This window comes from Arthrobacter gyeryongensis, assembly GCF_039543785.1.
GTDB classification, from domain to species: domain Bacteria; phylum Actinomycetota; class Actinomycetes; order Actinomycetales; family Micrococcaceae; genus Arthrobacter; species Arthrobacter gyeryongensis.
The window spans coordinates 1-25,370 of the sequence record NZ_BAABKK010000010.1; the positions used below are offsets into that span (position 1 = coordinate 1).

General features: G+C 60.0%; 17 protein-coding genes. 9 read left to right on the forward strand and 8 right to left on the reverse strand.

All coding sequences use genetic code 11. The features are described from left to right. The first annotated feature begins 175 nt into the window (after nt 1–175). From ABEA18_RS06790 to ABEA18_RS06815, 6 genes are all read left to right on the forward strand, one after another. Nucleotides 176–994: an SDR family NAD(P)-dependent oxidoreductase gene (locus ABEA18_RS06790; protein ID WP_345448532.1), complete on the forward strand. Its 819-nt coding sequence runs from the start codon at nt 176–178 to the stop codon at nt 992–994. Between the two features lie 37 nt (nt 995–1,031). After that, a complete protein-coding gene (locus ABEA18_RS06795; protein WP_345448533.1) occupies nt 1,032–2,522 on the forward strand; it encodes an aldehyde dehydrogenase family protein in 1,491 nt (496 codons plus the stop codon). Beyond that, entirely contained in the window at nt 2,519–3,310 is a 792-nt protein-coding gene (locus tag ABEA18_RS06800; RefSeq protein WP_345448534.1) for an HpcH/HpaI aldolase family protein, read from the forward strand. The genes ABEA18_RS06795 and ABEA18_RS06800 overlap by 4 nt, the downstream gene beginning before the upstream one ends. Nucleotides 3,311–3,338: 28 nt before the next feature. Then, on the forward strand, nt 3,339–4,325 hold the full coding sequence (locus tag ABEA18_RS06805) for a ketopantoate reductase family protein (RefSeq protein WP_345448535.1): 987 nt from the start codon (nt 3,339–3,341) through the stop codon (nt 4,323–4,325). 64 nt (nt 4,326–4,389) lie between these two features. Beyond that, entirely contained in the window at nt 4,390–6,582 is a 2,193-nt protein-coding gene (locus tag ABEA18_RS06810) for a cytochrome P450/oxidoreductase (RefSeq protein WP_345448536.1), read from the forward strand. A 275-nt stretch (nt 6,583–6,857) separates the two neighbouring features. After that, on the forward strand, nt 6,858–7,343 hold the full coding sequence (locus ABEA18_RS06815; RefSeq protein ID WP_345448537.1) for an HtaA domain-containing protein: 486 nt from the start codon (nt 6,858–6,860) through the stop codon (nt 7,341–7,343). A gap of 1,567 nt (nt 7,344–8,910) precedes the next feature. On the opposite strand, the gene ABEA18_RS06820 is transcribed toward ABEA18_RS06815, so the two are convergent. The 3 genes from ABEA18_RS06820 to ABEA18_RS06830 all read right to left on the reverse strand — a co-directional run bounded on the left by ABEA18_RS06820 (nt 8,911) and on the right by ABEA18_RS06830 (nt 13,360). Continuing rightward, nucleotides 8,911–10,335 carry an MmgE/PrpD family protein gene (locus ABEA18_RS06820; RefSeq protein ID WP_345448538.1) on the reverse strand — a complete coding sequence of 475 codons (1,425 nt, stop codon included), beginning with the start codon at nt 10,333–10,335 and terminating at the stop codon, nt 8,911–8,913. Between the two features lie 136 nt (nt 10,336–10,471). After that, nucleotides 10,472–11,947 (reverse strand): aldehyde dehydrogenase, encoded by a 1,476-nt coding sequence (locus tag ABEA18_RS06825; protein ID WP_345448539.1) that lies wholly within the window; start codon nt 11,945–11,947, stop codon nt 10,472–10,474. Between the two features lie 816 nt (nt 11,948–12,763). After that, on the reverse strand, nt 12,764–13,360 hold the full coding sequence (locus ABEA18_RS06830) for a nuclear transport factor 2 family protein (RefSeq protein ID WP_345448540.1): 597 nt from the start codon (nt 13,358–13,360) through the stop codon (nt 12,764–12,766). An 805-nt stretch (nt 13,361–14,165) separates the two neighbouring features. Between ABEA18_RS06830 and ABEA18_RS06835 the strand changes: the two genes are divergently transcribed. Together ABEA18_RS06835 and ABEA18_RS06840 are read left to right on the forward strand one after the other, a co-directional pair. Then, entirely contained in the window at nt 14,166–14,918 is a 753-nt protein-coding gene (locus ABEA18_RS06835) for an IclR family transcriptional regulator (protein ID WP_345448541.1), read from the forward strand. Nucleotides 14,919–16,134: 1,216 nt separating this feature from the next. Next, nucleotides 16,135–17,340: an MFS transporter gene (locus ABEA18_RS06840; RefSeq protein ID WP_345448542.1), complete on the forward strand. Its 1,206-nt coding sequence runs from the start codon at nt 16,135–16,137 to the stop codon at nt 17,338–17,340. Nucleotides 17,341–17,945: 605 nt separating this feature from the next. Here the strand turns inward: ABEA18_RS06840 and ABEA18_RS24610 are convergent. The 5 genes from ABEA18_RS24610 to ABEA18_RS06860 all read right to left on the reverse strand — a co-directional run bounded on the left by ABEA18_RS24610 (nt 17,946) and on the right by ABEA18_RS06860 (nt 23,011). Beyond that, nucleotides 17,946–18,437, reverse strand: coding sequence for a transposase (locus ABEA18_RS24610; protein WP_425550490.1), 492 nt, complete (start codon nt 18,435–18,437; stop codon nt 17,946–17,948). Between the two features lie 624 nt (nt 18,438–19,061). Further along, nucleotides 19,062–19,964, reverse strand: coding sequence for an NAD(P)-dependent oxidoreductase (locus ABEA18_RS06845; RefSeq protein ID WP_345448543.1), 903 nt, complete (start codon nt 19,962–19,964; stop codon nt 19,062–19,064). A gap of 259 nt (nt 19,965–20,223) precedes the next feature. After that, nucleotides 20,224–21,114 (reverse strand): alpha/beta hydrolase, encoded by an 891-nt coding sequence (locus ABEA18_RS06850; protein ID WP_345448544.1) that lies wholly within the window; start codon nt 21,112–21,114, stop codon nt 20,224–20,226. Nucleotides 21,115–21,200: 86 nt separating this feature from the next. After that, the gene (locus ABEA18_RS06855) at nt 21,201–21,593 is read right to left on the reverse strand and encodes a cupin domain-containing protein (RefSeq protein ID WP_345448545.1); all 393 of its coding nucleotides are present in this window, start codon (nt 21,591–21,593) and stop codon (nt 21,201–21,203) included. 146 nt (nt 21,594–21,739) lie between these two features. Further along, nucleotides 21,740–23,011: an MFS transporter gene (locus ABEA18_RS06860; protein ID WP_345448546.1), complete on the reverse strand. Its 1,272-nt coding sequence runs from the start codon at nt 23,009–23,011 to the stop codon at nt 21,740–21,742. 790 nt (nt 23,012–23,801) lie between these two features. Between ABEA18_RS06860 and ABEA18_RS06865 the strand changes: the two genes are divergently transcribed. After that, nucleotides 23,802–25,364 (forward strand): Re/Si-specific NAD(P)(+) transhydrogenase subunit alpha, encoded by a 1,563-nt coding sequence (locus ABEA18_RS06865; RefSeq protein WP_345448547.1) that lies wholly within the window; start codon nt 23,802–23,804, stop codon nt 25,362–25,364. The last annotated feature ends 6 nt before the right edge of the window (nt 25,365–25,370 follow it).

Here is a 25,370-nt window from a genome sequence, read left to right on the forward strand (position 1 = left end):
ATGTCATCCCCCGGCAAGAACCGATGGATTGACGCCCGGCCCGCCGATGCAAGTCTGCCGGGCCAGGCATCATTGATTGACACTATCCCATATAGCGGGATATTCTTCAGTCACCAAGCAATGGTGGTCAACCCTCGGCGAGCCCACCATCACGACGACGCCACGAGGATCGACTATGACGACGACACCCCTGACTCACACTTCCCAGGACTCCGGCGTGCCGGAGTCGGCGCGGGACTTCAGCGTCGAGGAGAAGGTGGTGGTGATTACCGGTGCTGCCCAGGGCATTGGCCGTGAGTTGGCGCGCCAATTCGCCGCGGCGGGCGCTTTCGCCGTGGTGGCGGACCTTGATCTAAACAAGGCGGAGTCAGTTGTCCAGGAGATCCGTGATGCGGGCGGTGACGGGTTGGCCGTGAAAGTGAACGTGGCTGATGAGCCGTCGGTCCAGGCAATGGTGAACACCGTTGTCGAAAAATGGGGGCGCATTGATGTGCTGATTAACAACGCCTCGATCTTCGCGACCATCGAGAAGGGTCCGTTTGATCAGATTCCCGTGGCGCAGTGGGAACAGGTACTGAAGGTCAATGTCACCGGCACCTACCTGTGCGTCCGGGCCGTCGCAGCCCACATGCGCAAGGCCAGCTTCGGCCGCATCATCAATATTTCTTCGGACTCCGTGACCCGCGGCACCGTGAACTACCTGCACTACGTCACCTCGAAGTCGGCAGTGATCGGCATGACCAACTCCCTCGCTCGTGAACTGGGAGGCTTTGGGATCACGGTCAACTGCGTCCGGCCGGGCATGGTCGCTACCGAAGTGGACCGCAAGCTGACTATCGAAGGCCGTGAGCGCGTGGCGTCACAGCAGTGCATCCCCCGCGGTATGGTCCCCACCGACCTGGTCGGCGTCATGTTCTTCCTGGCTACCTCCGCATCAGCGTTCATCACCGGACAAACCATCGCCGTCGACGGCGGCTACACCCACAGCAGCTGATCGCCGGACAAGCCGCACATTGAGGAGACTTGGTCCAATGAAGCAGTACCCACACCTTTACATCGACGGTCAATGGACTGAACCGATTGAGCCTCGCGACGTGGAGCTGATCGATCCTACTCGCGAGGAGCCCTTCGCCAGGGTCACCCTTGGAACCGCGGCCGACGTGGACCGCGCAGTCGACGCAGCCCGCAAGGCCTTTGAAAGTTTCTCTACCACCTCCGTGGGAGAACGGATCGCGTTGATCGATCGCGTCATTGACGTCTACGAGTCGTACGCGGATGAGTTCTCTGAGTTGATTGCCCGCGAGGTCGGTATCCCCGTCAGCAATCGCGCCCAGGTCACAGGCCCGGCGGACCACATGCGGGTCGCTCGGGACATTCTGCGCGACTACCCTTTTGAGTCACGTATCGGAAATGCGATTATTCGTCGCGAGCCGATCGGCGTCTGCGCGCTGATTTCGCCGTGGAACTGGCCGATCCAGACTGGCGTGATCAAGGTAATCTACGGCCTGGCCGCGGGGTGCACCATCGTCGCCAAACCCAGCCTGAACTCCGCAGCAAGCGGCACGCTCATGGCCCAGGTGCTGCATGAGGCAAACGTGCCAGCCGGCGTGTTCAACCTCGTCAACGGTACCGGCCGCGATGTGGGAGACCGGCTCTCCCGGCACCCTGGCGTGGACATGATCTCCTTCACCGGATCCACCGCCGCCGGGAAACTGGTAGGCGCCGCCGCTGCAGGCACGGTCAAGAAGGTCAGCCTCGAGCTGGGCGGAAAGTCTGCCAATATTGTGCTGCCCGACGCCGACCTTGAACAGGCCGCCCGATGGAACATCCAGCGCTGCTTCTTCAACGCCGGCCAATCCTGCCATGCCCCCAGCCGGATGCTGGTCCATGAAAACCAAATGGAGCGAGTGGTGCCCTTCCTCATCGATGAGGCGCGCCAATTCCGCTTGGGCGATCCGCTGGAAAGCTCGACGACGATGGGCCCGGTCGTTAGCGCCGAGCAGTACAAATCGATCAGGGATCTCATCAAGACCGGTCTTGATGAGGGTGCCCGCCTTGTCACCGGTGGCCTCGAGCGTCCCGCCAACCTCGACAGGGGCTACTTCGTCCAACCCACTGTGTTCTCCGACGTAACACCCGAGATGACGATCGCCCGCGAGGAAATTTTCGGGCCCGTCCTGGCAGTGATCCCTTACCGTGACGAGGACGAAGCCCTCCGCATCGCTAACGACTCCCCGTATGGGCTCGGTGGCTACGTCTTTGGCGGTCCCCGAACAAATCCGCACCGCGTGGTGAACCGGCTGCGCGCAGGGCGCATCAGCTACAACGGCGCACCGACGGACTCATATACGCCCATGGGTGGTTACAAGCAGTCCGGTATCGGCCGCTCCATGGGCAGGTTCGGTCTCGACGAGTACCTTGAGGTGAAGTCGGTGTATGGGTTCGAGGACGAAGCGTGCGCGCTGCCGGATCTGTTCGGATCAACTGAAGAGATCACGAGCGTCTCTGGAGTGAGCGAATGAACAACCAAACCTCTCCCCTGCTGCGTAACCTTGCCAAGGAAAAGCTACTCCGTGGTGAGCCGGTGTTCTCGATGACCATTCGACTCGTCCGGACCGTCGACATCGCCTCCATCGCCCACACGGCGGGGTTTGAATCCGTCTACATCGACATGGAGCACAGCACCTTTCCACTGGAAGCCGCGGGTCAGATCTGCATGGCCTGCAATGCCCTCGGAGTCACTCCTTTCGTCCGTGTCCCTGGACCGGACCCTTTCTTCATCGCCAAGGTCATGGACGCCGGCGCCATGGGGATCATCGTGCCCGGCGTACAGTCAGCCGATGAGGCACGCGACGCGGTCCGCGCCGTGAAGCATGCGCCCCTGGGTATCCGCTCTTTTTCGGGCGCCGCGCCCCAGCTCAACTACCGGTTCCTGCCGGCCGATGAGACCATCCGTGAGCTCGACCAGGCCTCCATGGTGGTCGCGATGATTGAATCACGGACCGGCTTAGACGCGGTGGAGGACATAGCCGCCGTGGAAGGCGTGGACATGCTCCTCGTAGGCGCGAGCGACCTCAGCGCCGAACTGGGTGTAGCAGGGCAAGTGGATCACCCCGAGGTCCATAAGGCGTTTCTTCGCGTCATCGACGCATGCCGGGCGCAAAGTAAGGCAGTGGGCATCGGCGGGTTGGGCGGGCGCCCAGATCTTGTCCGTCAGTACCTGGAACTCGGTGCCGGCTTCGTCTCCACCGGCAATGACATCACGTTCCTCAGCGCCGCCGCGGCGCAAAAGCGCAAACAGTTCAGCTGACCGACACACCACGAAACACGGAGCACACATGAAAATCTGCATATACGGCGCAGGGGCCGTTGGCGGCCACATCGCCGGACGGCTTGCCGGCAGTGAAGCCCAAGTCTCACTCATCGCCCGAGGCGAGCAGCTCGCAGCGATCCGGGCGCACGGCCTGCGGGTGGAAACCCGTAACGGAACGCTCGTCTCCAACCCCGTCGCCACGGACAGGCCGGAAGACCTCGAGCCCCAAGACATCGTCATCGTCGCCGTCAAAGCCCCCGCTCTACCGGCTATCGCCGAGCACATCAGTTCCCTGCTCCACGAAGACAGCCTGGTCGTGTTTGTCATGAACGGCATCCCCTGGTGGTACTTCCACTCACACGGCGGAGCCTTGGACGACACTCCTCTCCGCCGGCTCGATCCCGAGCAGGCGCTGTGGAATCATATCGGTCCGGAACGGGCTGTCGGCGCCGTTGCCTACACCGCCTGCAGCGTGATCGCACCAGGAGTGATCCGCGCAGAGAATCCCGTCAACCGCCTGGTGATTGGACGCCCCGACGGCAAGCCAGACGCGAGGCTGGACGCCCTCGCGGCTCTCCTGAACCCAAGCGGCCTCGAAGTGACAGTCACGGCCAAGATCCGCGACGCGGTCTGGACAAAGCTGCTGATGAACTTGATCGGCGGCTCCCTGGCCGTCCTCACAGCCTCGCCTATGAAAGACGTCCTCAACAACCCCGCCGTTGCCGGCACAGCCAAGGCAATGGCCGCCGAAGGCGCCGCCATCGCCCGTGCTCTTGACTGCGACCCCGGCGACCCCTATGAAGGCCTGAACAAGCTGGCAAAATCCAGCCACCTGCAAAGCATCGCTCAGGATCTGCTGGCTGGCCGCCCAATGGAAATCGATGCCATGTTCCGCGTCCCCCTGGACCTGGCCGAACTAGTCCAGGTCCCAACCCCCAACCTCGACCTGATAATCGACCTCGCCACCCAACGCGCCCGCGCCGCCAGCCAATACCAAGACACCACCAAATAGCTCGCAGCACGACCCGATCACCCGGAATCACAACGGTGGTCGTGCTAGCGACGACGTCAACCTTATGAAAGGCAAGTCCATGTCCACTGGTCGCCCAATCTCCCATCCATCTGAGGACTGGGATCCGCTCGCTCCGGATAACCACGGCGATCCGAGGGCCGTTTACACCCGTCTGCGCGATGAATGTCCAGTCGCTTGGAGCGACCGGTTTGACGGGTTCTACTCGCTGACACGCTTCAAAGACGTGACGGAGGCTGCGCTCGATTGGCATACCTTTACCAGCGCGCAGAAGACACCCATTCCCGATGCCACTACACCGGATCGTCCCCCTCGGGCGCCTGCAGAAGTAGACCCGCCATTTCACACGGCCTATCGTGATCTGTTGAACAGGTTCTTCACGCCGGAATATATACGTCGCATCGAACCAGTGATTCGGCGTACGGCACGGGATCTGATCGGCCGGTGCGTTTCCTTGGGAGAGGTGGATGCAGTCGCATCCTTTACCTTCTACATGCCGATCCAGGTCCAGTGCATCTTCCTCGGTATCTCCGTGGAGGACGCTGAACGAATCAAAATCACGATCAATAGGATCATCGACGCTGGTGCGGCCGGTGACGCCGCGACGCATAAGGCCGCGAATGACGAGATGTACGAGTACATCTACCGCGTCCTTGAATCGCGCAAAAAGACTCCGTACGACCCGAACGATATCATCAGCGCGATGATCCATGAGGAGGTGGGCGGGAGGCGGCTAACCGACGATGACATTGCCGGAACGATCCGTCTGTTCCTCCAAGCAGGTCATGGTACTACCACCAACATGCTTGGAAGCATAATCCGGCATCTCGCTACTACGCCCAGCGATCAGAAAAGACTCAGGACTGAACCGAAGGTGATCCCTCAGGCGATCGAGGAGCTCCTCCGGGTGTGGACTCCCGTCCGCCTCGTCGGCCGCAAGACAACCCGTGACGTCGAAATCGAGGGGCGAGTAGTCCCGAAGGGATCACGGGTCGGGCTGATGGTATCGGCTGCAAATCTGGATGACCGCAAGTTCGAGAACGCAGACCAAATCGATTTCGACCGCAAGCCCAATCCGCACATCGCGTTTGGATTCGGCCCGCACCGCTGCGTGGGTGCCTCCCTTGCTCGTGAGCAGCTGCGCATTGCTGTGGAAGAGCTACTTTCAATGACGGACGATTTTGAATTAACGGGCGACACCGAGTGGAGCACTTGGACCCACCTCGGCCCGTCCAAACTACCCGTGCGTTTCATCCCGCGTTCCGTTGACCTGACCGGCAGCGTAATTCGCGCCGGCTACAACGAACTGGTCATGAATGTCGTCACTGCCAGCCCTGTGGCCGACCGCATCAATGAGCTTGAGCTGCGCGCCAACCAGGATGCGGAGCTTCCCGAATGGACGGCGGGCGCGCACATCGACCTCGTGCTGCCCGGCGACCTCATTCGGTCCTACTCGTTAGTCAACGGACCGTCGGACCGGAGCCATTGGCGCATCGCGGTCCTACGCGAGGAAAACGGCCGGGGCGGTTCCGCGATGATCCACACGCTGAAAGCCGGCGATCGGGTCCGGGTCCGCTGGCCGAGCACCAACTTCGCCTTGGAAGATGCCGAGAGCTACCACTTTTTCGCCAGCGGGATCGGTATCACCCCGATCCTGCCGATGATTGCAGAGGCCACAGAGCGCGGAGTGCCGTGGCGCCTGGATTATGTGGGACGGACCCCTTCGCAGCTCGCCTACCTTGACCAGGTCACGGACTACGAAGAGACGCACGTGCACCTCACGTCCGAGAGCGGTCGTCCTGACCTCGATTCCCTCGTCGCGGCAACAGAGGAGCGAGCGGCAATCTATGCCTGCGGATCCCAAAGTTTCGCGACAGGCCTCGAGGCCGCCGCGTCGCGGGCCGGGCGGGACGTGCACGCCGAATGGTTCGCGCCTAAGCCCGGCGCTAGGCAGGGTGCATCCGGTTCTCGTGAGGCCTTCGCGGTGCACCTCGAGCGGTCCAACATCGATGTCTCCGTCCAGCCCGGCCAGTCCATCATCGACGCCTGCGCTGAAATCGGCGTGACCATCCCAGGCGCCTGCTTCGAAGGCACCTGCGGCACCTGCCTGACGAGCGTGCTAAAGGGCACTCCAGACCACAGGGACTCGTTCCTCTCGGCCAAAGAGCAGGCGTCCAACAAGCTGATGGCGGCATGTGTCTCGAAGTCCATGACCGACAGCTTGGTAATCGACTGGTAATGGCAACTGCTAGCTAACAAGCTCTTCAGGAAAGCCTTCAGAAAGAGGAACCACGGTTTCCAGCTGATGGCGGAGTGCACGCGGAGTGTGGATCGAACGCCGCATTTTATGGGGTTGGTGGTTTAGTCCTTGCCAGAGTTGCTTTGAACTGATGGTGGCAGTAGCGGACGCTTCCTGCCACCATCGGGGAACCCTGACACTGACTCCCCGGTGCGAGGGTGTGAACATTAGGGTGGCCATGCGGGTAACCCAAGCGGCCAGTGAGGAGTCAAATCATGTCGGAAGCACCTGAAGTCGGCCTTGTTTGGGGAGTCAAGGCAAGTTTCTTGAACTACCTTGCCCATACCGGAGATGCCACCACTTCGGTGATAGGTGCGGCAGCCCCAACGACGACAGGCAGGTTTTACTTCGGTCCCGATGCTGCTCAAATCGTTGATCCAACAGCCGAGACCATGACACTAAAATTCTGCGGAGAAGTGCAATTCTTAGCCCACCATGGCGTACTCCGTGTCGAAATTTGTGATCCCTGGGTTACATTTTCAGGTAGCGGCTCGTACCTCAGCATCGCCATCCCCAATACACAAGGCACCAGGATCCCCCTTGCCTCTCTTGAGTTCGCGCCCCCGTCCGTTACAGAGGGAGTTGCTATGTGGTCTGCTCTACCCACTCGATTGACAGCCGAGGGAATAGCCATATTCGACGGTTTTTATTCCGAAGGTGAATCGTTCGATCCCGTCACAATCCGGGCCCTCACGGGATAGTTGGAACGCCTAGAGCTGAATAAAGCTCTTCCGATGGAAATGGCGCACACCGAAAGTTTCCGAAGGAGCAGAATTCGGCCGTCCGAGCCTCCGGGCATCCGAGGATTGCCGGGGAACTTTTCTTCCGGGTCCATCTCAGTCGCGTAGCAATTTCGAAGTGCCCCAGAATGGGAACACCCGCAAATCCTAAGTCTCGAGGTGCCAAGAGATGACTTTGCACAGGTGTCGCCTGTCATGTGCATAGGCCCGTTTCAGCCGGTTTTCTGCCACTTTCATGAGACCCCCTGGGTTGCCAGTCGTGCGATCGTCCGGCGCAGTGCGCGGAGGCCCGGATGGGCATGTTTGGTCGTCGTGTCAGCGTTGTCGACGCTGAGGTCAGCGTGATTGAAATCAGGAAGCTCTCGGGGCTTGGCTTGGCGGGGCTGCCTAATGTCGCCCAGCGTGCGAGGGTGGACCGGAAAACGGCCCGCCATTGCGGGCAGGCGGCGCAGGACGCCGGGCTTGCATGTCGGGCGCTCATTGGTTAGATGATGCTCTCATCGGCGGTCGTCGCGGTTGTCCGCCCGGTGCGGCCGACCGGACACGTTCAGGCATGGGTGATGCGGGCGCCCATCCATGAAGAGCAGATCTGGAGAGACGGCACGCCCCCGAGCGGATAACAGCATCGACACGCTGGTCCCGATGCCGGCCGGTCGAGCGGGCAGTCCGGGCGCGTGGCCACGAATTGCCGCTGAAGGCCAGGGTCTCCGGCGTTGTACCCTTACCAGCGGATCGACGCCGATCTCCGTCGCCGAGTGCAAACTATTCGAGAGCGCACCCGATCTCATCTCGTCCGGGCGGCACTCACTACACATGTGCGCATCGCGCGCACGTAGGTGTAGTTACCGGCTGCCCGTTCTAATCGAACACTTCTGGCCGAATTTCGGGTAGCAAACACTAGGTTCCCAGGCCTGTCGCATGGCTGCGCGATAGCGAGGCCCGGGTCCCCAGCGATGAATGCAGAGTACCCTGCCGGACGAAAACTTCTGTGACGCATGACAGCCCCGCTCGCATTAACGTGTATTCGGAGGAATTCCTTGGCTGGTGCGGGTCGCAGGAACGGGCGGACCCGTCATTGATAATTACGAGGTCTGCTAGCGAAGTGCTGACAGGCGTCCTTGATATGAGGGAAGGTAGGTGGGCCTGCCTTCAGCGGGGCGTGGCCCTTCTGCAGTCCATTTTCGCCCGGCGGTTCCGGACCGCCAGCGTCCGGTCTTGTCGCTCCGGTTTGTGTTCTTCATGGCGTTCCGGATACTGAACCCGGGCGCTGATGGCCTCTACCAGTGGAGCCAGGCAGCGAAGCCCGGGGCTGGGACCTTCTCTTCAAGATGAAGGATTATCAATAGATCTAATCTTGGGCACCTGCGCTTAAAGAATGAAGCTGCTCCCCGATAGTTAGAACTGAATATTCAGCCCAGCTTTCGGGGAGCAGCTCAGGATGCCCAGCCCTGCGCCCGATCCTTGCCGCGTCTCGGACAATCAAGGCGTGGATGGGGGCAACTGACGAGAGTTATCGAGTAGTAGTCCCCTACGGTCGCAAGAGTGCGGTGAGGGTTGAGACATCCTCGACTTTGTCCAGGCCCAAGACCGTTTCGACGAGAGCGTCAGTCGCTTCGGGGGTGAGGACGCCGTCGGCATTGTGGCGGAACTTGACGAGCAGTTCCTCGGTCGTCGTATAGGTCGAGGGGTCCGGAGACGTGCTGCCTTTAGGGTAGGAACGCTCACCGACGAAGGTCGTGCCCCGCGCTGAGACCTCCACCCGAGCCGGCCGAGCCAGCGGGTCGCCCTTGACGGCGCTGCCCCAATTGGGGTTACCCCGCCAGTCTACGCGCGACATGAGGTCCAGAACGGAGTCGCTGAACACAACGGCAGGATCCTGCCAGTCCTTTCCCGGCGGGATCCGGTGAGCGGCCACGGCGACGCCGTGTTTGAAGCTAAACTGCGCGTCGTAGGGCTTGCTTATCACCGTTTCCGCGTACACTGGAACCTTGGCTGACCACGCCTCGCCGTAGGCGACGATGGAATCGATCTCGTCCACCTTGATGTCATTCTCATGGATGACCTGGATCAGGGTGTCAAGAGTCGCGTGCGTGGTCCGGGTCTGAGTGTAGGGTTTAAACGAGGTTGCCGTGGGGAATCGCCAATCGGTGCCGAGTTTATCCGTTAGTCCCGAGGGATCCCAGCGCTTGCTCGCGACCAGACTGGGGTAACCGAACTCAGGATCATCGAGCATCAGGGTGTTCCCCCGGTGGCCCAACTCTGCCAGATAGGCCGCCGTGAGCGCGGTGGTCACAACTCCGCCACCGAGGCCGTACTTGATGGTCGTGTTGGGGATGTGCATCTGCCAGGGCCGCAGTGAGTTCACCGGCGACGTGCTCCCCGCAATACCCAAGGCCTCGACCGTGGCGCTTTGCGACATGTCTTTCATCATCGATGCCGCTGCAGTCAGGCCGAAGACCATGCTTGCGTATCCGAATACCCTGGGTGTGGCGGGAGTTCCATCCTCCGAAACGTCCCGGAGGTCGTCCATGGACTTCGACAGGCGGAAACACATTTCCAGGCACACCGACATGGCGGACAACAGACGGGCGCCGGACAAGTGCCTGCTTTCGCCGAGCGCGAAGGTGATGGGAAGGATGTACGGTGCGACGTGCGCGGGCAGATTGATGGGAGCGAGATCGAGCGCCGAGATCAGCTCCGCGTTAGCGAACGCGGCGCCATGGACAGATGTCCGGTCGCGCTGACCGATGATTGTCGCCTCATTCCCGGCCGCACCCAGGATCCGGCCGTACTCAACGCCGACGCGGCCGTACTCGCTTGACGTGGCCGCCAAACCGCAGCCCAGCGCGTCGAGCAGGATCCTCTTTGCCTCCTCGACGACTTCAACTGGCGGAGGCGCGATTACTGCGTTCTGGGCGAAAGCCGCAAATTTCTCGATGTTCGTAGGTGACACTGCATTTCCTTTCGATTGATTCAGGAACGGGCATACCGGAAACGGTGGCCTAGGCCCCAGAATTATTGCTAGTTCCTTTGGGTTGTGATTCCCGAGCCTTTGGCCCGGACATTTCTGGTTTTACTTGTCCGCGGCGTTAGCTTTGCTTTTTGCGCTGCGCGATTGCGAAGTCGTGTGGGAGACCGTATGACTTTGGTTCGACGTACGCTTCGAGGCCTTCGTGGCCGGCTTCCCTTCCGATACCGCTGGCCTTGAACCCGCCTACTGGGGCTTGGAAACCTGGGGGGTTGCCATTGATCTCCACGGTTCCCGTCCGGATGCGCGAGGCAACAGCCAGTCCATGGTCAAGATCGCTGGTGAAGACAGCCCCGTTCAGTCCATACTGCGAGTGGTTGGCCAGCTCCACCGCCATCTCCTCGTTGTCATACGGGAGCACGGCGAGAACGGGGCCGAAGACTTCCTCGAGGGCGATTCTCATGTCGGGAGTGACGTCTGTGAACACCGTGGGATCAACGAACCATCCCTTATCGTGTGGGGAGCGTCCTCCCCCAATGATCGGCTTCGCGCCCTCCTGGGCTCCAATCTCGATGTAGTTCTGAACAATGTCGCGCTGGCGCGCGGTCACCATCGGTCCGATCTGCGTCGCAGGGTCACGGGGATCACCCACGGGCATGGATGCGACCAGGCCACGCAAGCGATCAACGAATTCGTCGTGACGACGGCGCGAGATGAGGAGCCGGGTCTTTAGGCTGCAGACTTGCCCGCTATTGCGGAGTGCGCCGAGGCGCAAGGCCTCAACCGTCTCGTCCAAGTCCGCATCATCAAGGATCAATGCAGCCGATTTCCCACCGAGCTCCAACGTCACCCGAGTTAGCTGCTGGCCGCAGATCGAAGCTATCCGGCGCCCTGCGGCCGTTGACCCTGTGAAAGTCACCTTGTCTAGCCCGGGGTGTCCCACAAGGTATTCACTGACTTCCCGGCCCGCAGGCAAAACGTTCAGCACGCCCTTGGGCAAGCCGGCCTGCTCGAAGAGCTGTGCAAGGGCCAACGTGGTCAGCGACGTTTCGGGAGATGGCTTCAGCACCACGGTGCAGCCCACGAGCAACGAGGGCGCCAGCTTGATGACAGCCACGGTCAGAGGCACGTTCCACGGCACAACTGCCGCTACCACTCCCACCGGCTCCCGAGTGACCAGCGCGCTACCGGACGGGCTGGTGCGGATATCCCGAAACGGGAACGTTTCTGCCAGTTCAATGTATGAATCAAGCAACGCGAGGGGCGTTCCCACCTGGATCGACCTCGACTGGGTGATCGGGCTGCCCATCTCATCGGTGATCAGTTGGGCAAAATCTTCGCCCCGCACCGCGATCGAGTCCCGGACACGCCGAAGAACGTCCCCCCGCTCCGCAGGGGACATCCGAGGCCACGGCCCCTTGTCGAACGCGTCCCGGGCAGCGTCAACAGCAGAATTAACATCCTCAACTGCTGCGGCAGAAACAAATCCGATGGTCTCCTCAGTTGCAGGCGAAACTACTTCTATTCGTTCACCACCCGAGGGCTTCGCCCATTCTCCATTGACGAACAGGGCATCGTAAGTTCGCGCAAATGTCATCTCGTTACTCAAGCTTTCGTCTCAACTTTTCGTTCAGCAGTGGTCAAGGCCCAAGAATCTACCAATTAGCCAGCTTCTCGACCCGACAGAGCAGGGACAGCACGGTTCACCTGCGCAGCCAGACCTTGCGGCCCGGCCCAAACGCCAGGGCCTTAAGCCACGCACATCGGAACCGCCGAATTGACCTAATCGTATCAAGCGTTCGTATCTAAGTACAGATATTCGTAGATATGAACATCGAGATGACTGGAGGCAACAGCCGTCAGCTCTGCATAACCGCCTCCACGACACCGCTCGGTTCGGGCGCCAGGAACGGGAAGGCGGCTGGAACTTTCCGCCACCTTTCTTGATCGCTGCCCTGATGCGTCCGGTTCAACAAGCTCGTCGTCGGCATTCAGTGGGATAAGGTGTCGAGCTCCCAGGCACTCAGCACAGCTGTCTTACGGATCCCATGGGAAATTGAGAACGTCTTTCGTGGCTTACGTCAGCTCGCGGGGAGCTCCCTCGGCTCTGGCTAGCATGCGAAAAGTGCGCATAACTTCTGAATTCCGCCAGCCACACAGCTTGTAGCCTGAAGAGGAGGGCCGCTCGCCGCCCTGGACGATCGCCACGTGCCGGCAGCGCGTCTGGAGACCTTCATGCCTTGACCATTACTGATGGCCTGGCTCCTGACCTGCGTTTCCGGTCCAGCTGAGTTCTGTGTCACTAACCAAATATCGGTCGACGTCTTTTCAGATCAATTATTCCGCTGCTCATTTCTTGACCTGCTGAAGTTGAAGTGTCCCTACTTCGGCGATACAGCCTGGGGGGACGGCCTCAAAAAAGTGATGCGATCACCGGGGAGTACAGGAGGTCGCTATTGTCTCGCCGAGAAAATTCGAAGGCGGGATCCAACTCGACGAAGGCATGGGCAGGATCTCGGCGCATCCACTCGTGAACCACCGTCCGCTTGCTGATGCGCCAACCTACTCCTGGTCGGTTTTCAAAAGTGTCGATGTACCGACACGCGACGGTTCGTCGTACCGGATCTGTCGCCCCCGTCCCGGCCAGGAGTGGGTCTTGCTCTGCCGATTCGATCGTCTTGCGGCTTAGGCAGTAGCTCTCCACCCGCGCCAGAGAAGGGTCCTCCGCGGAGAATTTGATGGAGACGTTGCTAAGTACGTGCATGCAGAACGTAACGTACTCGTGGTTTCGACGCATCCATTCGACAAGTCCGGCCGGCGCTCCCACGTAAGGACCGTGCGAATCTGCAGCATCTTCGTGATAGCAGTTGAGGACGAGTGCCCAGTCCCGTCGGTCAACTCCTTGGCAATAGTCGACTAATACCTTGTTGATACGGGCCCCGGCGATGAGCCATTCCAGCTCCTCCAGCGTGGTGCCGCGCAAATTGGCATCCTTCTGCGGGTCCGTCATATCCTTTTCCTTCGAATTGGCCATCGGTTCATCCGCACCGCATTGGGCACGATGACGCCAGTGAACACCAGTTTCCTGCCGGAAAGCTGCCTGATTTCCTGTATGGCGCTCGGGAGAACCTCGGTCCACTGGCGGGTAACCCCCGATTGCCTCATCGCGGAACGCCTCAAGCCCGACGACACGGTTAACTATTCCGAATTGAGTGCTTTGGGCAACCAATTACCTGGGAGTGGTTAAGAGTTCGAAGGCAAATCCCGGGAATGCCTTCGCTGCAACTCTCAGGACGATGCCCGGCGTCACCTCATTCTGCAATCCGAAGGCCCAGCGCCATTCTCGCTCGCAGCGATGGTCAGAACTGTGGCGATAGCCAGGACGGCCCCTCCCGCCACGCAGTTCCCCCGCTGGCGGCTGGAACGCCCACTTTCGGAACCACGATCATCAAATTCCGCGAGGCAATGGCCATCCCGCAGAATCGCCGCGGCCCCTCGTCGTGACCGAAGACGGCGGTCCGGACGTACGCCTGATGCCGAATAGTCAGAGCCAAACACCAGGTCCTGCAACTCATAGTACTCATCGAACGATCCAAATCCGCGCCACGGCTCAGCAACCGGGTATCCGGGTCGGCTTGGGGAATGAGGAGGGACCGTCTCCGCGGAGGCCCAAACGACGACGGTCATAAGGTTTGAAGGGACAATCGATCACGCGAACACGCCCATTTTTGTTCGTGCTGCCAACGCGGTGTTCGACATCCCGCACGCTGCTATTATGGGACTAGCTCAGCGCCCAAGAAGAAGGTGTACATTTCATGACGACCGAAATGGACGAAGTAACGTCGACCCGATCCCCAGAGCATCGCACGGTAAGCCGTGTGATGGCCCTTCTCGAAGTGGTAATAGCGAGCGAACCCTCAGGCCTGCGCCTAGCAGATCTTGCCGATCTGGTTGGCGCTCCCAAGTCCTCAATCCATGGCCTCGCAAAAGGCCTCGCCGCGACTGGTTACTTTCGCGAGCACCAGGGCCGCTACTTCACAGGTCCGGCCGTTGCTATGTTGTCCATCGGGAGGGGAGACGTAGCGGCCACGTACCGTCATGCGCTCGAAGAGCTTTCGTCCACTTGGAACGAGACTGCAACCCTTGCCACACTTGCTGGAGAATCGGTCATTCACCTTGCAAAGGTTGAACCCAAGCAGACGATCCGAGCATCTCCTCCGCTTCATGAGCGACGACCCATGTGGCCCGGGAGCAGCGGCAAGGTTTTCTTGGCCTTCATGGAGCCGATAAGGCGGGAGCGATACATCAATCGGACGCAGAAGGACGCCGTTGAGCGTGCACGCATCAACGCGGAACTGGAAGCCGTCCGCGCCAATAGGGTTGCCTTCAACAGGGGCGAGATGGATCCGGCGCTCTACGGTGTGGCGAGTCCGATTTTGGTACCGGGTATGGAAATTAGCCTAGCCATTGGCGTTTCAGGCCTGGGGTCCCGGATGACTGACCGCATAGACGAGATTGCCGACTCGGTGCGACGCACCGCCGAGAAGCTTTCAGGTTCCGCTGATTAGTCGTTAAGGCGCGTGTACCCACTTGTCATTCTGAATTTCTCGCAGCGCATAGCTACCTGTCCGACTTTCATCGTGGTGCGCCGAGGAATGGCAAGCAGTCATACAACGCCCAGATGAGACACTATCCCCTCATCATCGGGAGCACCTTGGGCTGCCCTTGGGCCCAAGTAACTGGTCGGAACGGAAGAGGGACGAAAGGGCAAAAGGCAATCCGCTCCCACGATGTGAAGGCTTGCCCGGGAGTTGATTCCCGGGTCAGTACCCTCTGGAGTGTGCGGCCACTGGCGGTCGCTGGTCTACTCCGACCAGCCCCAAAGGCAAGCGGCCCGCATACTGGCGGTATGGGCGGCACGGCCATTCTTATCAATCGATAGTCACCGGGGCACCGCCGTCCACGCGAGGAGGGACTCGTGTGACGAAATCCGCTCAGCCAAGCAGGTCCTCGCGCGCCCTGCTGTCAAGCAGTCGTGAGTGTTTCTTGCCCGCCCCGGAAGAATTACATTTTCGCGCACACCAATTCGGTATTGCGCAACTCAGACTGCTGGGTGGGTGAGGCACTTATGCCAGCTTCGGTCCCCTCGTCGGCGACATATTGGGCGTAGTGGGCAGACTTGAAAGCGACTTCCACCAGCACCCCTGAATCCTGGGCGTAGGCGCGGATGGGGGCTCAAAATGCTTGGCTGCCGTAGCAGCACTTCAGAGGTTGCCACCCACTGCCTCCAACCAGCCATCCGTCGTTCAGCGGCAACACCGACACCCAAGGCTTAATGAGGAACGCCAGTTCTCCCCAACCCGCCATTGCCAATTGGACGGCTAGGCTGATCGAACTGCCGTCGAAGACAACCGGCTCGAAGGCCTCGGCCGCGCCACCATCGGCCACGTCCTTTGATTCCCGCGCCGATGACCTATCGCGGTCCAAGGGTAAGTACCACGGGGCCCTCATAGGGAAATCTCATTGCGGTCGCACGGCCATGTCTGGTCAATCCACCGCACGCCGTGTCCAATACGCTCCCCGCATGCCAGCTCAAACAACGCTGCTTGTCGCTTGTGATCGACACGACAGAGAAGGCAGATCCCCCAGCCAGACGCTAGGATAGGCAGGGAAAGTCGATATATCGCACGATAATTCGCATTTATGAACGCAGGGGCCCTTATGCATAACGAAGTCACGGACGTCCGTTCCCCTCAATCACGGCCCAGAAGCACCTTACGACTCATGTTTGACCCGACCTTCGGAGTTGTCTTCTGGGTAAAACTCGTGATGCAGACTGCCGTCTGGGCATTCATCATGATCAGCGCGATCCTAGCCTTCAAGCTCACGGAATCAGCCACCTGGGTTGGTATCGTTGGAGCCGCAGTGATGCTTCCGCAGCTAGGCTTGGCGCTCCTAAGCGGCAGGCTCTCCGACCAGTACGGGCCGGTGCGGCAGCTCGTCACCGGTTCGTTTATCTCCGGCGCTGCCAGCCTCGCGTTGTCATTATGGTTCCTCTTCTCGGACGTTGGCCCCGACGTTGGCGCGACGGCACTCGTGGTCTCTTCGCTGATTTTCGGTGTGGGCCTAGCGCTGTCGTCCCCCGCCCAGCAATCGATTATTCCCCTGCTCGTGAGCGCTGAGGAGCTCCCGGCCGCCGTAGGCTTGAACTTTGTGCCCATGACACTCGCCCGCACAGCAGGTCCCGCCCTGGGCGCCTTCGCAGTCAATGCCTGGGGTCCGGTCCCTGCATTACTATTCGCGGGTTCCATAACGCTGCTAGTGATTCCTTTTTTCCGGCTCATCCAACGCCGCCTAGTCCAGGGCTTCACGGCAGCCGGAGACCATCGCATACTGAGCGCCCTTAAGTTCGTTTGGACTCACAAACCGGTACTCGTCTGTCTAATTGGCGTGGCTGTGATTGGGGCCGGTTCCGAGGCTGCCGTAACTCTCTCCCCGGTCGTTGCCAATAGCTTTGGGGAACCCAGTAGCGGAGGCGGGGTGCTGACGGCGGCATTCGGTCTCGGCGGTCTAATCGGCGTTGTTATCCATCGTATGGTCGAAAGGCGGGGAACGGCCGGTCTCCAAGGCTGCCTCGCAATGATCATCCTGGGGGCTGCCGTCGTAGTTGCTCCACTTGGCGGAACGCTTTCGTTCGCCGCCGGGGTGCTTGTTCTGGGTGGGGCTGGGATGGTGGCAGGCTTTACAGCGTTCAGTATCGCTGTTCAGCTTGGATCCCCTCCCGAGATGCTGGGCCGCGTAATGGCGTTGTGGACGTTGGCAGCTGCTGGCTTCCGTCCACCGGCCGCTGTCGTGCTAGGACTCGTGGCCGACCATTTTTCGACGGAGACAGCCCTAATAGGAGCGGGTCTGTTCATGGTGGCTGCCGGCATTGGTATCTGTGTAGCACTTCGCTATAGCAGGACCAAGTCAGAAATCCCCTCGCGCTGAGCCACCCACCGGCTACACCGAAGTGGATGCCCCACGCCAATCGGTCGCATGCTCATTTCGGTGTCCGCCTTGCATCAACAGGGACCCGCCAGCCTTCAAGCGAAACCCGCGAACACCAAATTCCCATAGCGAACCTAGCGCACCCCAACACATCCCCCCAAGAAGGGGGTGTTCGTACTCATTCTCCCTATGAAACTGGGACCGCTATTCGGTTTCAAACACGTGCCGAGAATCAGTCCCCGAACGCCGCGCCCGAGTTCGGCATGTGTGACCACTTCAGTTTCAACACCAGTTGCCGACAACCGTCACGAGTCCGCGCGTCAGTACGGCAGGTGTGACGAGAGCACCAAGGACGACTGGCACGCCCAAGGGTCAGCACTAGACTAGAGCACGCCGTCAGTTTCAAGCTGGAGTGACCCTCACGAACAAGGCAGGTATGTAACGAAACTTGCTGGCTCCTCGCAGTTGGTGGCGAACTGGATTCCTGGATGAGTGTGATGCCGCCATCCAGACGCCACTTTTCAAGAGAAAAACCGATTTGTAGTTGGCCGGGTTGCCGTAACCGCAATCAGCGGTGCGTTTGGTGTTTTTTGATGGCGGTGTTGTTAGCTTCTTTCGTGCAAGTGGTGGCGCCAGTAATGATGAGCACCTCGACCTCTTTCCACCATCGGCAGACGGCACGGTAGAGCCTGTTCGTCTCCGGTCAGGCGCCTGCCTTGACCAGTTCCTCGAGATCTCCCTCGCCGTCGGGGCGTCCTCCAGCGAGCCGGTGCGCAGCAAGCCCCGCCGTTGTTCATTGACTTTCCACACTGCCTAGATCGTAAGCGGCGAACACGTCTCAGAGCCGGTGGGCTGCCTTCTCCGTGAGGGTGTCGCCGGCGCAGGAGGACCATGCGGTGCGCCCAGGCATTGTCGACGGTCCTGCCGTTTCTGCCCTTGAACGGCATGCACAGGTTCTGCAGTGTCTCGGTCACGCTTTGGTTGGCCATGGAGATCACGTGGAAGTGATCGACCGCCGTGGGTGGAAGTCGCATGCGCAGCGCCTTGCGGAACGCCGCCGACGGGTCGATCGCAACGACCTGAACCGCCATCTCCATTCCAGAGGTCGGGCGAAGAGCCACTCTTTGACGCACTTGTGGTCCCGGCTGTCCATGACGCCCAGTACCTGACCGGTGTCCAAGTCCACGATCGTGGTCATCCACGGCTCGAACCGCGTCCACGTCTTTGACTCCGACTCCTGGAAGTAGCGCACCGACCGGAACCGGCGCTCATCGATGCCCAGCATCCGTGGGCTCAGCCGATCCACATCCGTCTGGGAAACGAAACAGGCCTCGTTGAGACCGACAGGAACCATCCACGAGGACACCGCGAACGCGACCGCAGTCTCCGAGACGGCACGCCCTGAACGGATGACAGAATCGACAAGCTGGTCCCAACGCCGGTCGGTCGGAGCGGGCAGACAGGGGCACCTGGGCCGTCGATTTCAAGAACGAGAGCCTCTCGCAGCAGTCCTGGCAGTCGAGATGCTCTACCGACGCCAGACTGCGTTTTGCGCGACGGCTGTTGTTTGACACTTCAAATTGATAGTGGCCGTAGCGGATTTCGAGGGGGCTGCATGTCAAACGGCAGCCCCGAAGCGTAAATTCCGGTTAGTGAGGCTGATTTCTGATTGCAAGCACGGCTACAAGCGACCGGATGCAACGGTCCGTCGCCGCAGCGGATTATCCCTTGGTGCCGGAATGACTGGAGGTGAGCTCAACGTCGGCGAGCCTTTCGACGACTGACGCTACCGTTTCGACGTGGCTGTCGCGTCCGAGCAGTGCGATTCCCGTTTGATAGAGCTCTCGACTTAGGCTCCCAAAGAAGGTCGGGACCCCGCTCGCGGCACCGAGAGCGCACGCGAGCTTTAGGTCCTTGTGCGCTAGCCCCAAGCTGAATCCCCTGTCGCGATCTCCGGCAAGAATTTTACTTGCCTGCTGCTCAAGATAGGCATTTCGTCCGCCGCCGGCCACCAGCACCTTCAACGCAGCTTCGGGGTCAATACCGTTTTTCGTGGCGATAGCCAATGCTTCAAGAGACAACCAGCGCTGCGAGCACGACAACAGATTATTGATCAACTTTATTGTGTGGCCTGCTCCAATGCCGCCGATGTGCGTGATCACAGGGCTGATCGATTCAAGCACCTCTACTGCCCGGCCAACAGCGTGGTCATCAGCCCCCAGCATGATGGAGATCGTGCCGGCCAAAGCGGCAGGTGCACCCCCACTAACGGGCGCGTCGACAAGCATGATCTGGCGAGATTCCAAGTCTTTAGCGATCGCCCTGGTCGCCTCGGGATCACCGCTGGTTTGATCGATGATTAGGGAACCCGGCGCGAGCGTCTCCGCCAGCCCGCCATCGTCGAAAATGACAGAACGGACGTGTTGAGAAGTTGGCAGGCACAAAAACACCGTTGTGCATGTCCGGCCCATTTCAGCGACACTTTCGCTGGCGGCCGCCCCCTGGGCTATCAGTGCTGCAACAGCGCTTTCATTCTTGTCGTAGACACTGATCTGGCGCTGGCTCTGCAATCGACTTGCGAGTGCGCCTCCCATGTCACCGAGACCGATATATCCAATACTCATTTTTGATCCTCTCATCGGTTGTGTTCTTTAACGTGCGACTTCTTTAACTTGCGACACGTTCGCGTTTAACCAAGCAGGCGGAGGCCCCTGCCGGCGCGTCCGGCATGGGCGGCGATATTTGTGCCGAGACCCAACCTTGGCAGGATTTCATCCTGCCGTCGAGCGGCGCTACTTGTGGCCCAGCAAGAACAATCATACCGAATATCGATCGACAATTCATCATTGTGAATAGATTGGTGGGATGCCTACGGGTATTCGATTAGTTTCGAAGAAACCGATCGATGGAACTCCATCCTCGCTCCGGATCACGATGCAGATTCAGGGAATGGCCCACTCCCTCGACTTGGTCGGTTACTACAGTGGTGTCCAAGGGCCATTGCCGACGTTCGGCGTCCAGGAAGCGTCCGGGGAGAACAGGGTCATACTCACCCAATTGAATGAGTACTGGGCATTTCACATCCATAAGACCTGCTTCCTGTGGATCAGCGCGATACCGTATGCTGTCTTTCCAAATCTGACGCGGGATGGACGTGCGCAACGTCGCGTTGTCGTACGCTATGACTTCTGGATCTGTCGCCGGAGGGTAGTAGAAGACGCGTGCACGGTCTTCGGTTGAAAACGTCGAGTAGGGTTCTAGCAAGGCCTTTTCCCGGGTACCGGGTCCGTGCGGCGAAGGTAGATCAGCAGAGCTGTAACCCGTTCCGGTACTCACGAGAAAATCGGCCACGGGCCATCTGGCCTGTGTGTGGACGAGCAGATAAGTACCCATGGAATGTCCGACGAGCGCGACGAGGTCATTGCCTCCCAAACTCTTGCGGACCTGCGTGACAGCATCCGCCAGGGCGCTGGCAACATAATCGAAGCAGACAGCGTCGCCATCAGGACGGCTGCTTGCCCCGGTGCCGGGTAGATCAATCGCGAGAATGTCATAACCTCGCTCTGTCATATATCCAGCGTAGGAGTAGTCCTTACCGTTGATCCGCCCCGCGTCCCAGTACCGGTGGTCATAGGTAACACCATGAACCAGAATCTGAAGGATGCCGCGGCGGCGTCCTCTTGCCCTGTACAGATGCCCGGCGAACGAGGCCGCCCTGCCATCGTCTGTCTGCACGGGAAAATCGAATTGGATGCTAGCGTTCAAAATCTCCACTTCATTCACTTTTAGATCTGGTCGTCGCCCGGGCCTACTGTAACTGCCTGAAACAAGCCAGTGTTGAAACCGTTCGAATTATTCGGTCATTCAGCTGTTCTGGCCGCTTCATACGACTCCTCCGACACAGCTTCCTGCCAGTTCACGTCGCCAAATGAGAAGGCGAGGTGAAGCATTGAGCGATCATGGGAGCCGCCGTGCCAGTGGCGGACATTGGGTGGAGTCCAGACGATATCGCCGACCCCCATTCGGACAACTTCGTCTGCGGTGGCAACGAATCCCTCACCTGATTCGACGATGAGCAGTTGGCCGCCCTCGTGACTATGCCAATGAGTACGAGCACACGGTGTGAAGAAGTTCTTGCTGGCACTTGTTCCATTTTTCTGGTGGAGAACATCGCGCCAAATTTCGCCCGTGCACGGCCCGTTGACATGCTCTGAGCGACTGGCCTTAAGGCTGCCTCTGACGATTGTTAGCATTAGGTTGGTTCCTTTCGTGGTTGCCTAGACAGAACGCGCCAAAATCGTGCGCGCCCGGTCGATGAACAGGCAGTCCCGCGATGGCGCGGGTCTGCCTATACCGCCGGTGGGGCGGGTAAAGCCCTGAGAGGTCTGCATCAGGACTCTCAGTGCCCTGAAACGACCTTGTGTTTGTTAAGTACGGTTTCCTCAGTCCAATCGAGTTCCGTGTTGCGTGTTTCACGAAGCGTAAAGGTGCAACCTGCGGCGACCAGGGAGAGCAGAGCCACGTACACTCCGAAGGCGAATCCACCAATTGATTGAGTCAGAATCGCAGCGATGACCGGGCCAAGGCCGCCGCCGATGACGCCGGCGAGGTTGTAGGAGAAGCCGGTTGCAGTGTACCGATAGCGGGTGTGGAACTGCTCGGGCAAGAATGCCCCGATAGGGCCGTATGCCAGTCCAGCGATGAAGAACGTCACGCACGAAGTGGCCGCAAATGCAGGGACCGTCCCAACATCAAGTACCGCGAAGATGGCCAGCGACCAAACTGCACCGATGATGTTGGCCCCGCCGATGACCTTCTTCCGACCGATACGGTCCGACAGCACGGCACTGATTGGAACTGCCAGTGAGTATGCCACCCCGCCGAAGATGCCGATTACAAGAACTGTGGAACTGGAAAGCTTCAATGTATGACTGGCGTAACTGATCAAATATGTGCTGGCGAAGTAGACAAGTGAGAACACCATCAAAATGGCTCCCGCTCCGCGAAGTATTGCACTGGCCTGCTTTTTGAAGGCCTCCAGGAATGGAACGCGGCTAGCGCCACGGTGATGTTCTTTCTTGAATACCGGTGTTTCTTCTACCTTCAACCGCAGATAGAGACCCACGATGACAAGCAGACCACTCGCAAGGAAAGGGATGCGCCACCCGTAACTAACGAAGTCGCTTTGGCTCATCACCGCACTGGTCAGAAGGAACGTAGTGCTACCGAGGATGTTAGGCAACGTTGCCCCAAGCTGCGGGGCCATGCCCCAGAATCCCCGCTTGTCTTTGGGCGCATGCTCGGACACGAACAGCGTGGCGCCTGCCCACTCGCCTCCAACGGAAAAGCCCTGGACAACTCGCAGGATCACGAGCATAACCGGCGCTGCAATTCCGATTTGCATCGCCGTCGGCAGGACTCCCATCAGGAACGTGCCAATGCCCATCAGCAGTAGCGTGGCAACGAGCGTATTCTTGCGACCAAGCCGGTCACCAAGATGACCGAAGAACACACTGCCCAGGGGGCGAGCCACGAACGCTGCTCCGAAGGTGGCGAGAGCGGCTACGGTGCCGGCACTCTCACCCATCGCCGGGAAGAAAATCTCCGGGAAAATCAAAGCTGCGGCTGTGCCGTAGATGATGAAGTCGTACCCTTCGATCAACGTTCCCATGAAACTTGCAAGTGCAACACGCCGCATCTTAGGGCTAGTTGAGGGCGTCTGATCGGATGTTTGCGGGATTCCGGATCCGGCTCCGATTGGGCGTTTGTCCATTGTTATTCCTGGGGTAGAGAGTGCTTCGATAAGACGAGAGGGGCATGGCGATCGGCCTTAACATCAGAGCAGCCCGGCCGTTGGCCCCGTTCAGAGAGCGACAAATGCAGCACGGTAAATCTGGCCAAGATGAGGGCGGCTGCTTCCCAGCCCTCCTATGACAATTTGCGACATTACTACTCCCGTCCTGTGAGTGCTGCGTCGTTGCAGACTGGGAAATCTTCGACGGTAGCGAACCCGCCGATTCAGCGTTTTGCGCGCTCCGTCGAAGACGTCGAGGGGCTCACCGCCGCTCAAAACGTACGTAAATCCGAATGATTATACGTAATGATTAATGCGCTCTACTTTCGCCGCGCCTCACGTCAAGCGTCACACAACCTTACGACACCTCCCTCAAGAGCGGCTCGGCCCTTGATGTCAATCGTAATCAACATCGACGGCAAAATAGAGATTATCCCGCATTATGGGATACTGTCTATAGCCATCACGGGTGACCTAAGCCTCGCTCGTGGCCGTGGCGATAGCCGATCAACTGAAGGACGACCTACGGGCATTGCTTCTCCAAGTCCCAGACAGAAGGGCATTTAGCTGCGTCACCTCTCAGGTTTCGCTGCGGAATCGAACATGTATCGGTGGTCTCAGGCACAGTTTGGCCTAGACACTTTACACAACAAAGAAGAGAGCAAACGTGACACGTATTGGCATAGTGGCGGAGCTAGCGCAGGAGACAAGGGTGGCGGCTACGCCCACCACCGTGAGGCAACTGGCGGAGTTGGGTTACGACGTTGTGGTCGAGAAGGGTGCGGGCGAGTCCGCTTCCTTCAGGGACGAAGACTACGCTGCGGCGGGCGCCTTGGTTGTGGGCGCGGATGAGGCGTGGGGCAGCGACGTAGTCCTGCGGGTGAACCCGCCCACTGAGGAAGAAATCGGTCGGCTGGCCGACGGCGCGACGTTGATCGGAACGCTGAGCCCCGGACTGCGGCCGGGACTGGTGGAGGCGTTGGCGGCGCGGCCGATCACGGCCCTGGCGTTGGATGCCGTACCCCGCATTTCGCGTGCGCAGTCGATGGATGTGCTGAGTTCCATGGCGAACATCGCCGGGTACCGGGCCGTCATCGAGGCAGCTCATGAATTCGGCCGGTTCTTCACGGGGCAGGTGACCGCTGCGGGCAAGGTGCCGCCGGCGAAGGTGCTGGTCGCGGGGGCCGGCGTGGCGGGTCTGGCGGCGATCGGTGCGGCGAGCAGCCTGGGTGCGATCGTGCGCGCGACGGACCCGCGGCCCGAGGTGGCCGATCAGGTGAAGTCCATCGGCGGGACCTACCTCAAGGTCGAGGTCGCCGAGGAGATGCAGTCCGCGGACGGGTACGCCAAGGCCACCTCCGAGGCGTACAACGCCCGTGCCGCGGAGATCTACACCGAACAGGCCCGGGACGTGGACATCATCATCACCACAGCCCTGATCCCGGGACGCCCGGCGCCGAAACTGCTCACGGCCGAGGACGTGGCCGGCATGAAACCAGGCAGCGTGATCGTGGACATGGCCGCCGGCCAAGGCGGGAACGTGGAAGGCTCGGTCCCAGGGGAACGCGTGGTCACGGACAACGGAGTCGTGATCCTCGGTTACACCGACCTTCCCGCCCGGTTGCCAGCACAGGCCTCCCAGCTGTACGGGACGAACATGGTGAACTTGCTCAAGCTCCTCACCCAGGAGAAGGACGGGGTGCTTCGGATCGATTTCGATGACGTGGTGCAGCGTTCGGTGACGGTGGTGCGGGAGGGTGAGAAGACCTGGCCCCCGCCTCCGGTCCAGGTTTCCGCTGCCCCTGCGGTGCAGGCTGAGATCAAACCGGTCGGAGAGCCCTCCGGCGACAAAGCAGGAAAGAAGGGGATGGGCCCGGCAGGCAAGGGAGTGCTCTTCGCTGCCGGAATCGCGGCGCTTTTTGGGATCAACGCCGTCGCCCCGGCTCCGTTGCCGCAGCACTTCACCGTGCTCGTGCTGTCCGTTGTGGTCGGGTTTTACGTCATCGGGAAGGTGGCACATGCCCTGCACACGCCGCTGATGTCCGTCACGAATGCGATCTCGGGAATCATCGTCGTCGGCGCGCTGCTGCAGGTCACCTCCGACAACCTCATCATGCAGGTCATTGCTGCTGTTGCGGTCCTGCTGGCCAGCATCAACATCTTCGGCGGCTTCGCCGTCACGCGGCGCATGCTCGCCATGTTCTCCCGGGGAGACAAAGCACATGGGTGAGCGCCG

Excerpts from the sequence above, each read along its gene's own strand:
- ABEA18_RS06815 (WP_345448537.1), top strand. The coding sequence starts at position 6,858 with ATGTCGGAAGCACCTGAAGTCGGCCTTGTTTGGGGAGTCAAGGCAAGT.
- ABEA18_RS06825 (WP_345448539.1), bottom strand. The coding sequence starts at position 11,947 with ATGACATTTGCGCGAACTTACGATGCCCTGTTCGTCAATGGAGAATGG.
- ABEA18_RS06790 (WP_345448532.1), top strand. The coding sequence starts at position 176 with ATGACGACGACACCCCTGACTCACACTTCCCAGGACTCCGGCGTGCCG.
- ABEA18_RS06860 (WP_345448546.1), bottom strand. The coding sequence starts at position 23,011 with ATGGGAACGTTGATCGAAGGGTACGACTTCATCATCTACGGCACAGCC.
- ABEA18_RS06810 (WP_345448536.1), top strand. The coding sequence starts at position 4,390 with ATGAAAGGCAAGTCCATGTCCACTGGTCGCCCAATCTCCCATCCATCT.
- ABEA18_RS06845 (WP_345448543.1), bottom strand. The coding sequence starts at position 19,964 with ATGAGTATTGGATATATCGGTCTCGGTGACATGGGAGGCGCACTCGCA.
- ABEA18_RS24610 (WP_425550490.1), bottom strand. The coding sequence starts at position 18,437 with ATGGAGATGGCGGTTCAGGTCGTTGCGATCGACCCGTCGGCGGCGTTC.
- ABEA18_RS06855 (WP_345448545.1), bottom strand. The coding sequence starts at position 21,593 with ATGCTAACAATCGTCAGAGGCAGCCTTAAGGCCAGTCGCTCAGAGCAT.
- ABEA18_RS06795 (WP_345448533.1), top strand. The coding sequence starts at position 1,032 with ATGAAGCAGTACCCACACCTTTACATCGACGGTCAATGGACTGAACCG.
- ABEA18_RS06800 (WP_345448534.1), top strand. The coding sequence starts at position 2,519 with ATGAACAACCAAACCTCTCCCCTGCTGCGTAACCTTGCCAAGGAAAAG.
- ABEA18_RS06835 (WP_345448541.1), top strand. The coding sequence starts at position 14,166 with ATGACGACCGAAATGGACGAAGTAACGTCGACCCGATCCCCAGAGCAT.
- ABEA18_RS06805 (WP_345448535.1), top strand. The coding sequence starts at position 3,339 with ATGAAAATCTGCATATACGGCGCAGGGGCCGTTGGCGGCCACATCGCC.
- ABEA18_RS06830 (WP_345448540.1), bottom strand. The coding sequence starts at position 13,360 with ATGACGGACCCGCAGAAGGATGCCAATTTGCGCGGCACCACGCTGGAG.
- ABEA18_RS06840 (WP_345448542.1), top strand. The coding sequence starts at position 16,135 with ATGTTTGACCCGACCTTCGGAGTTGTCTTCTGGGTAAAACTCGTGATG.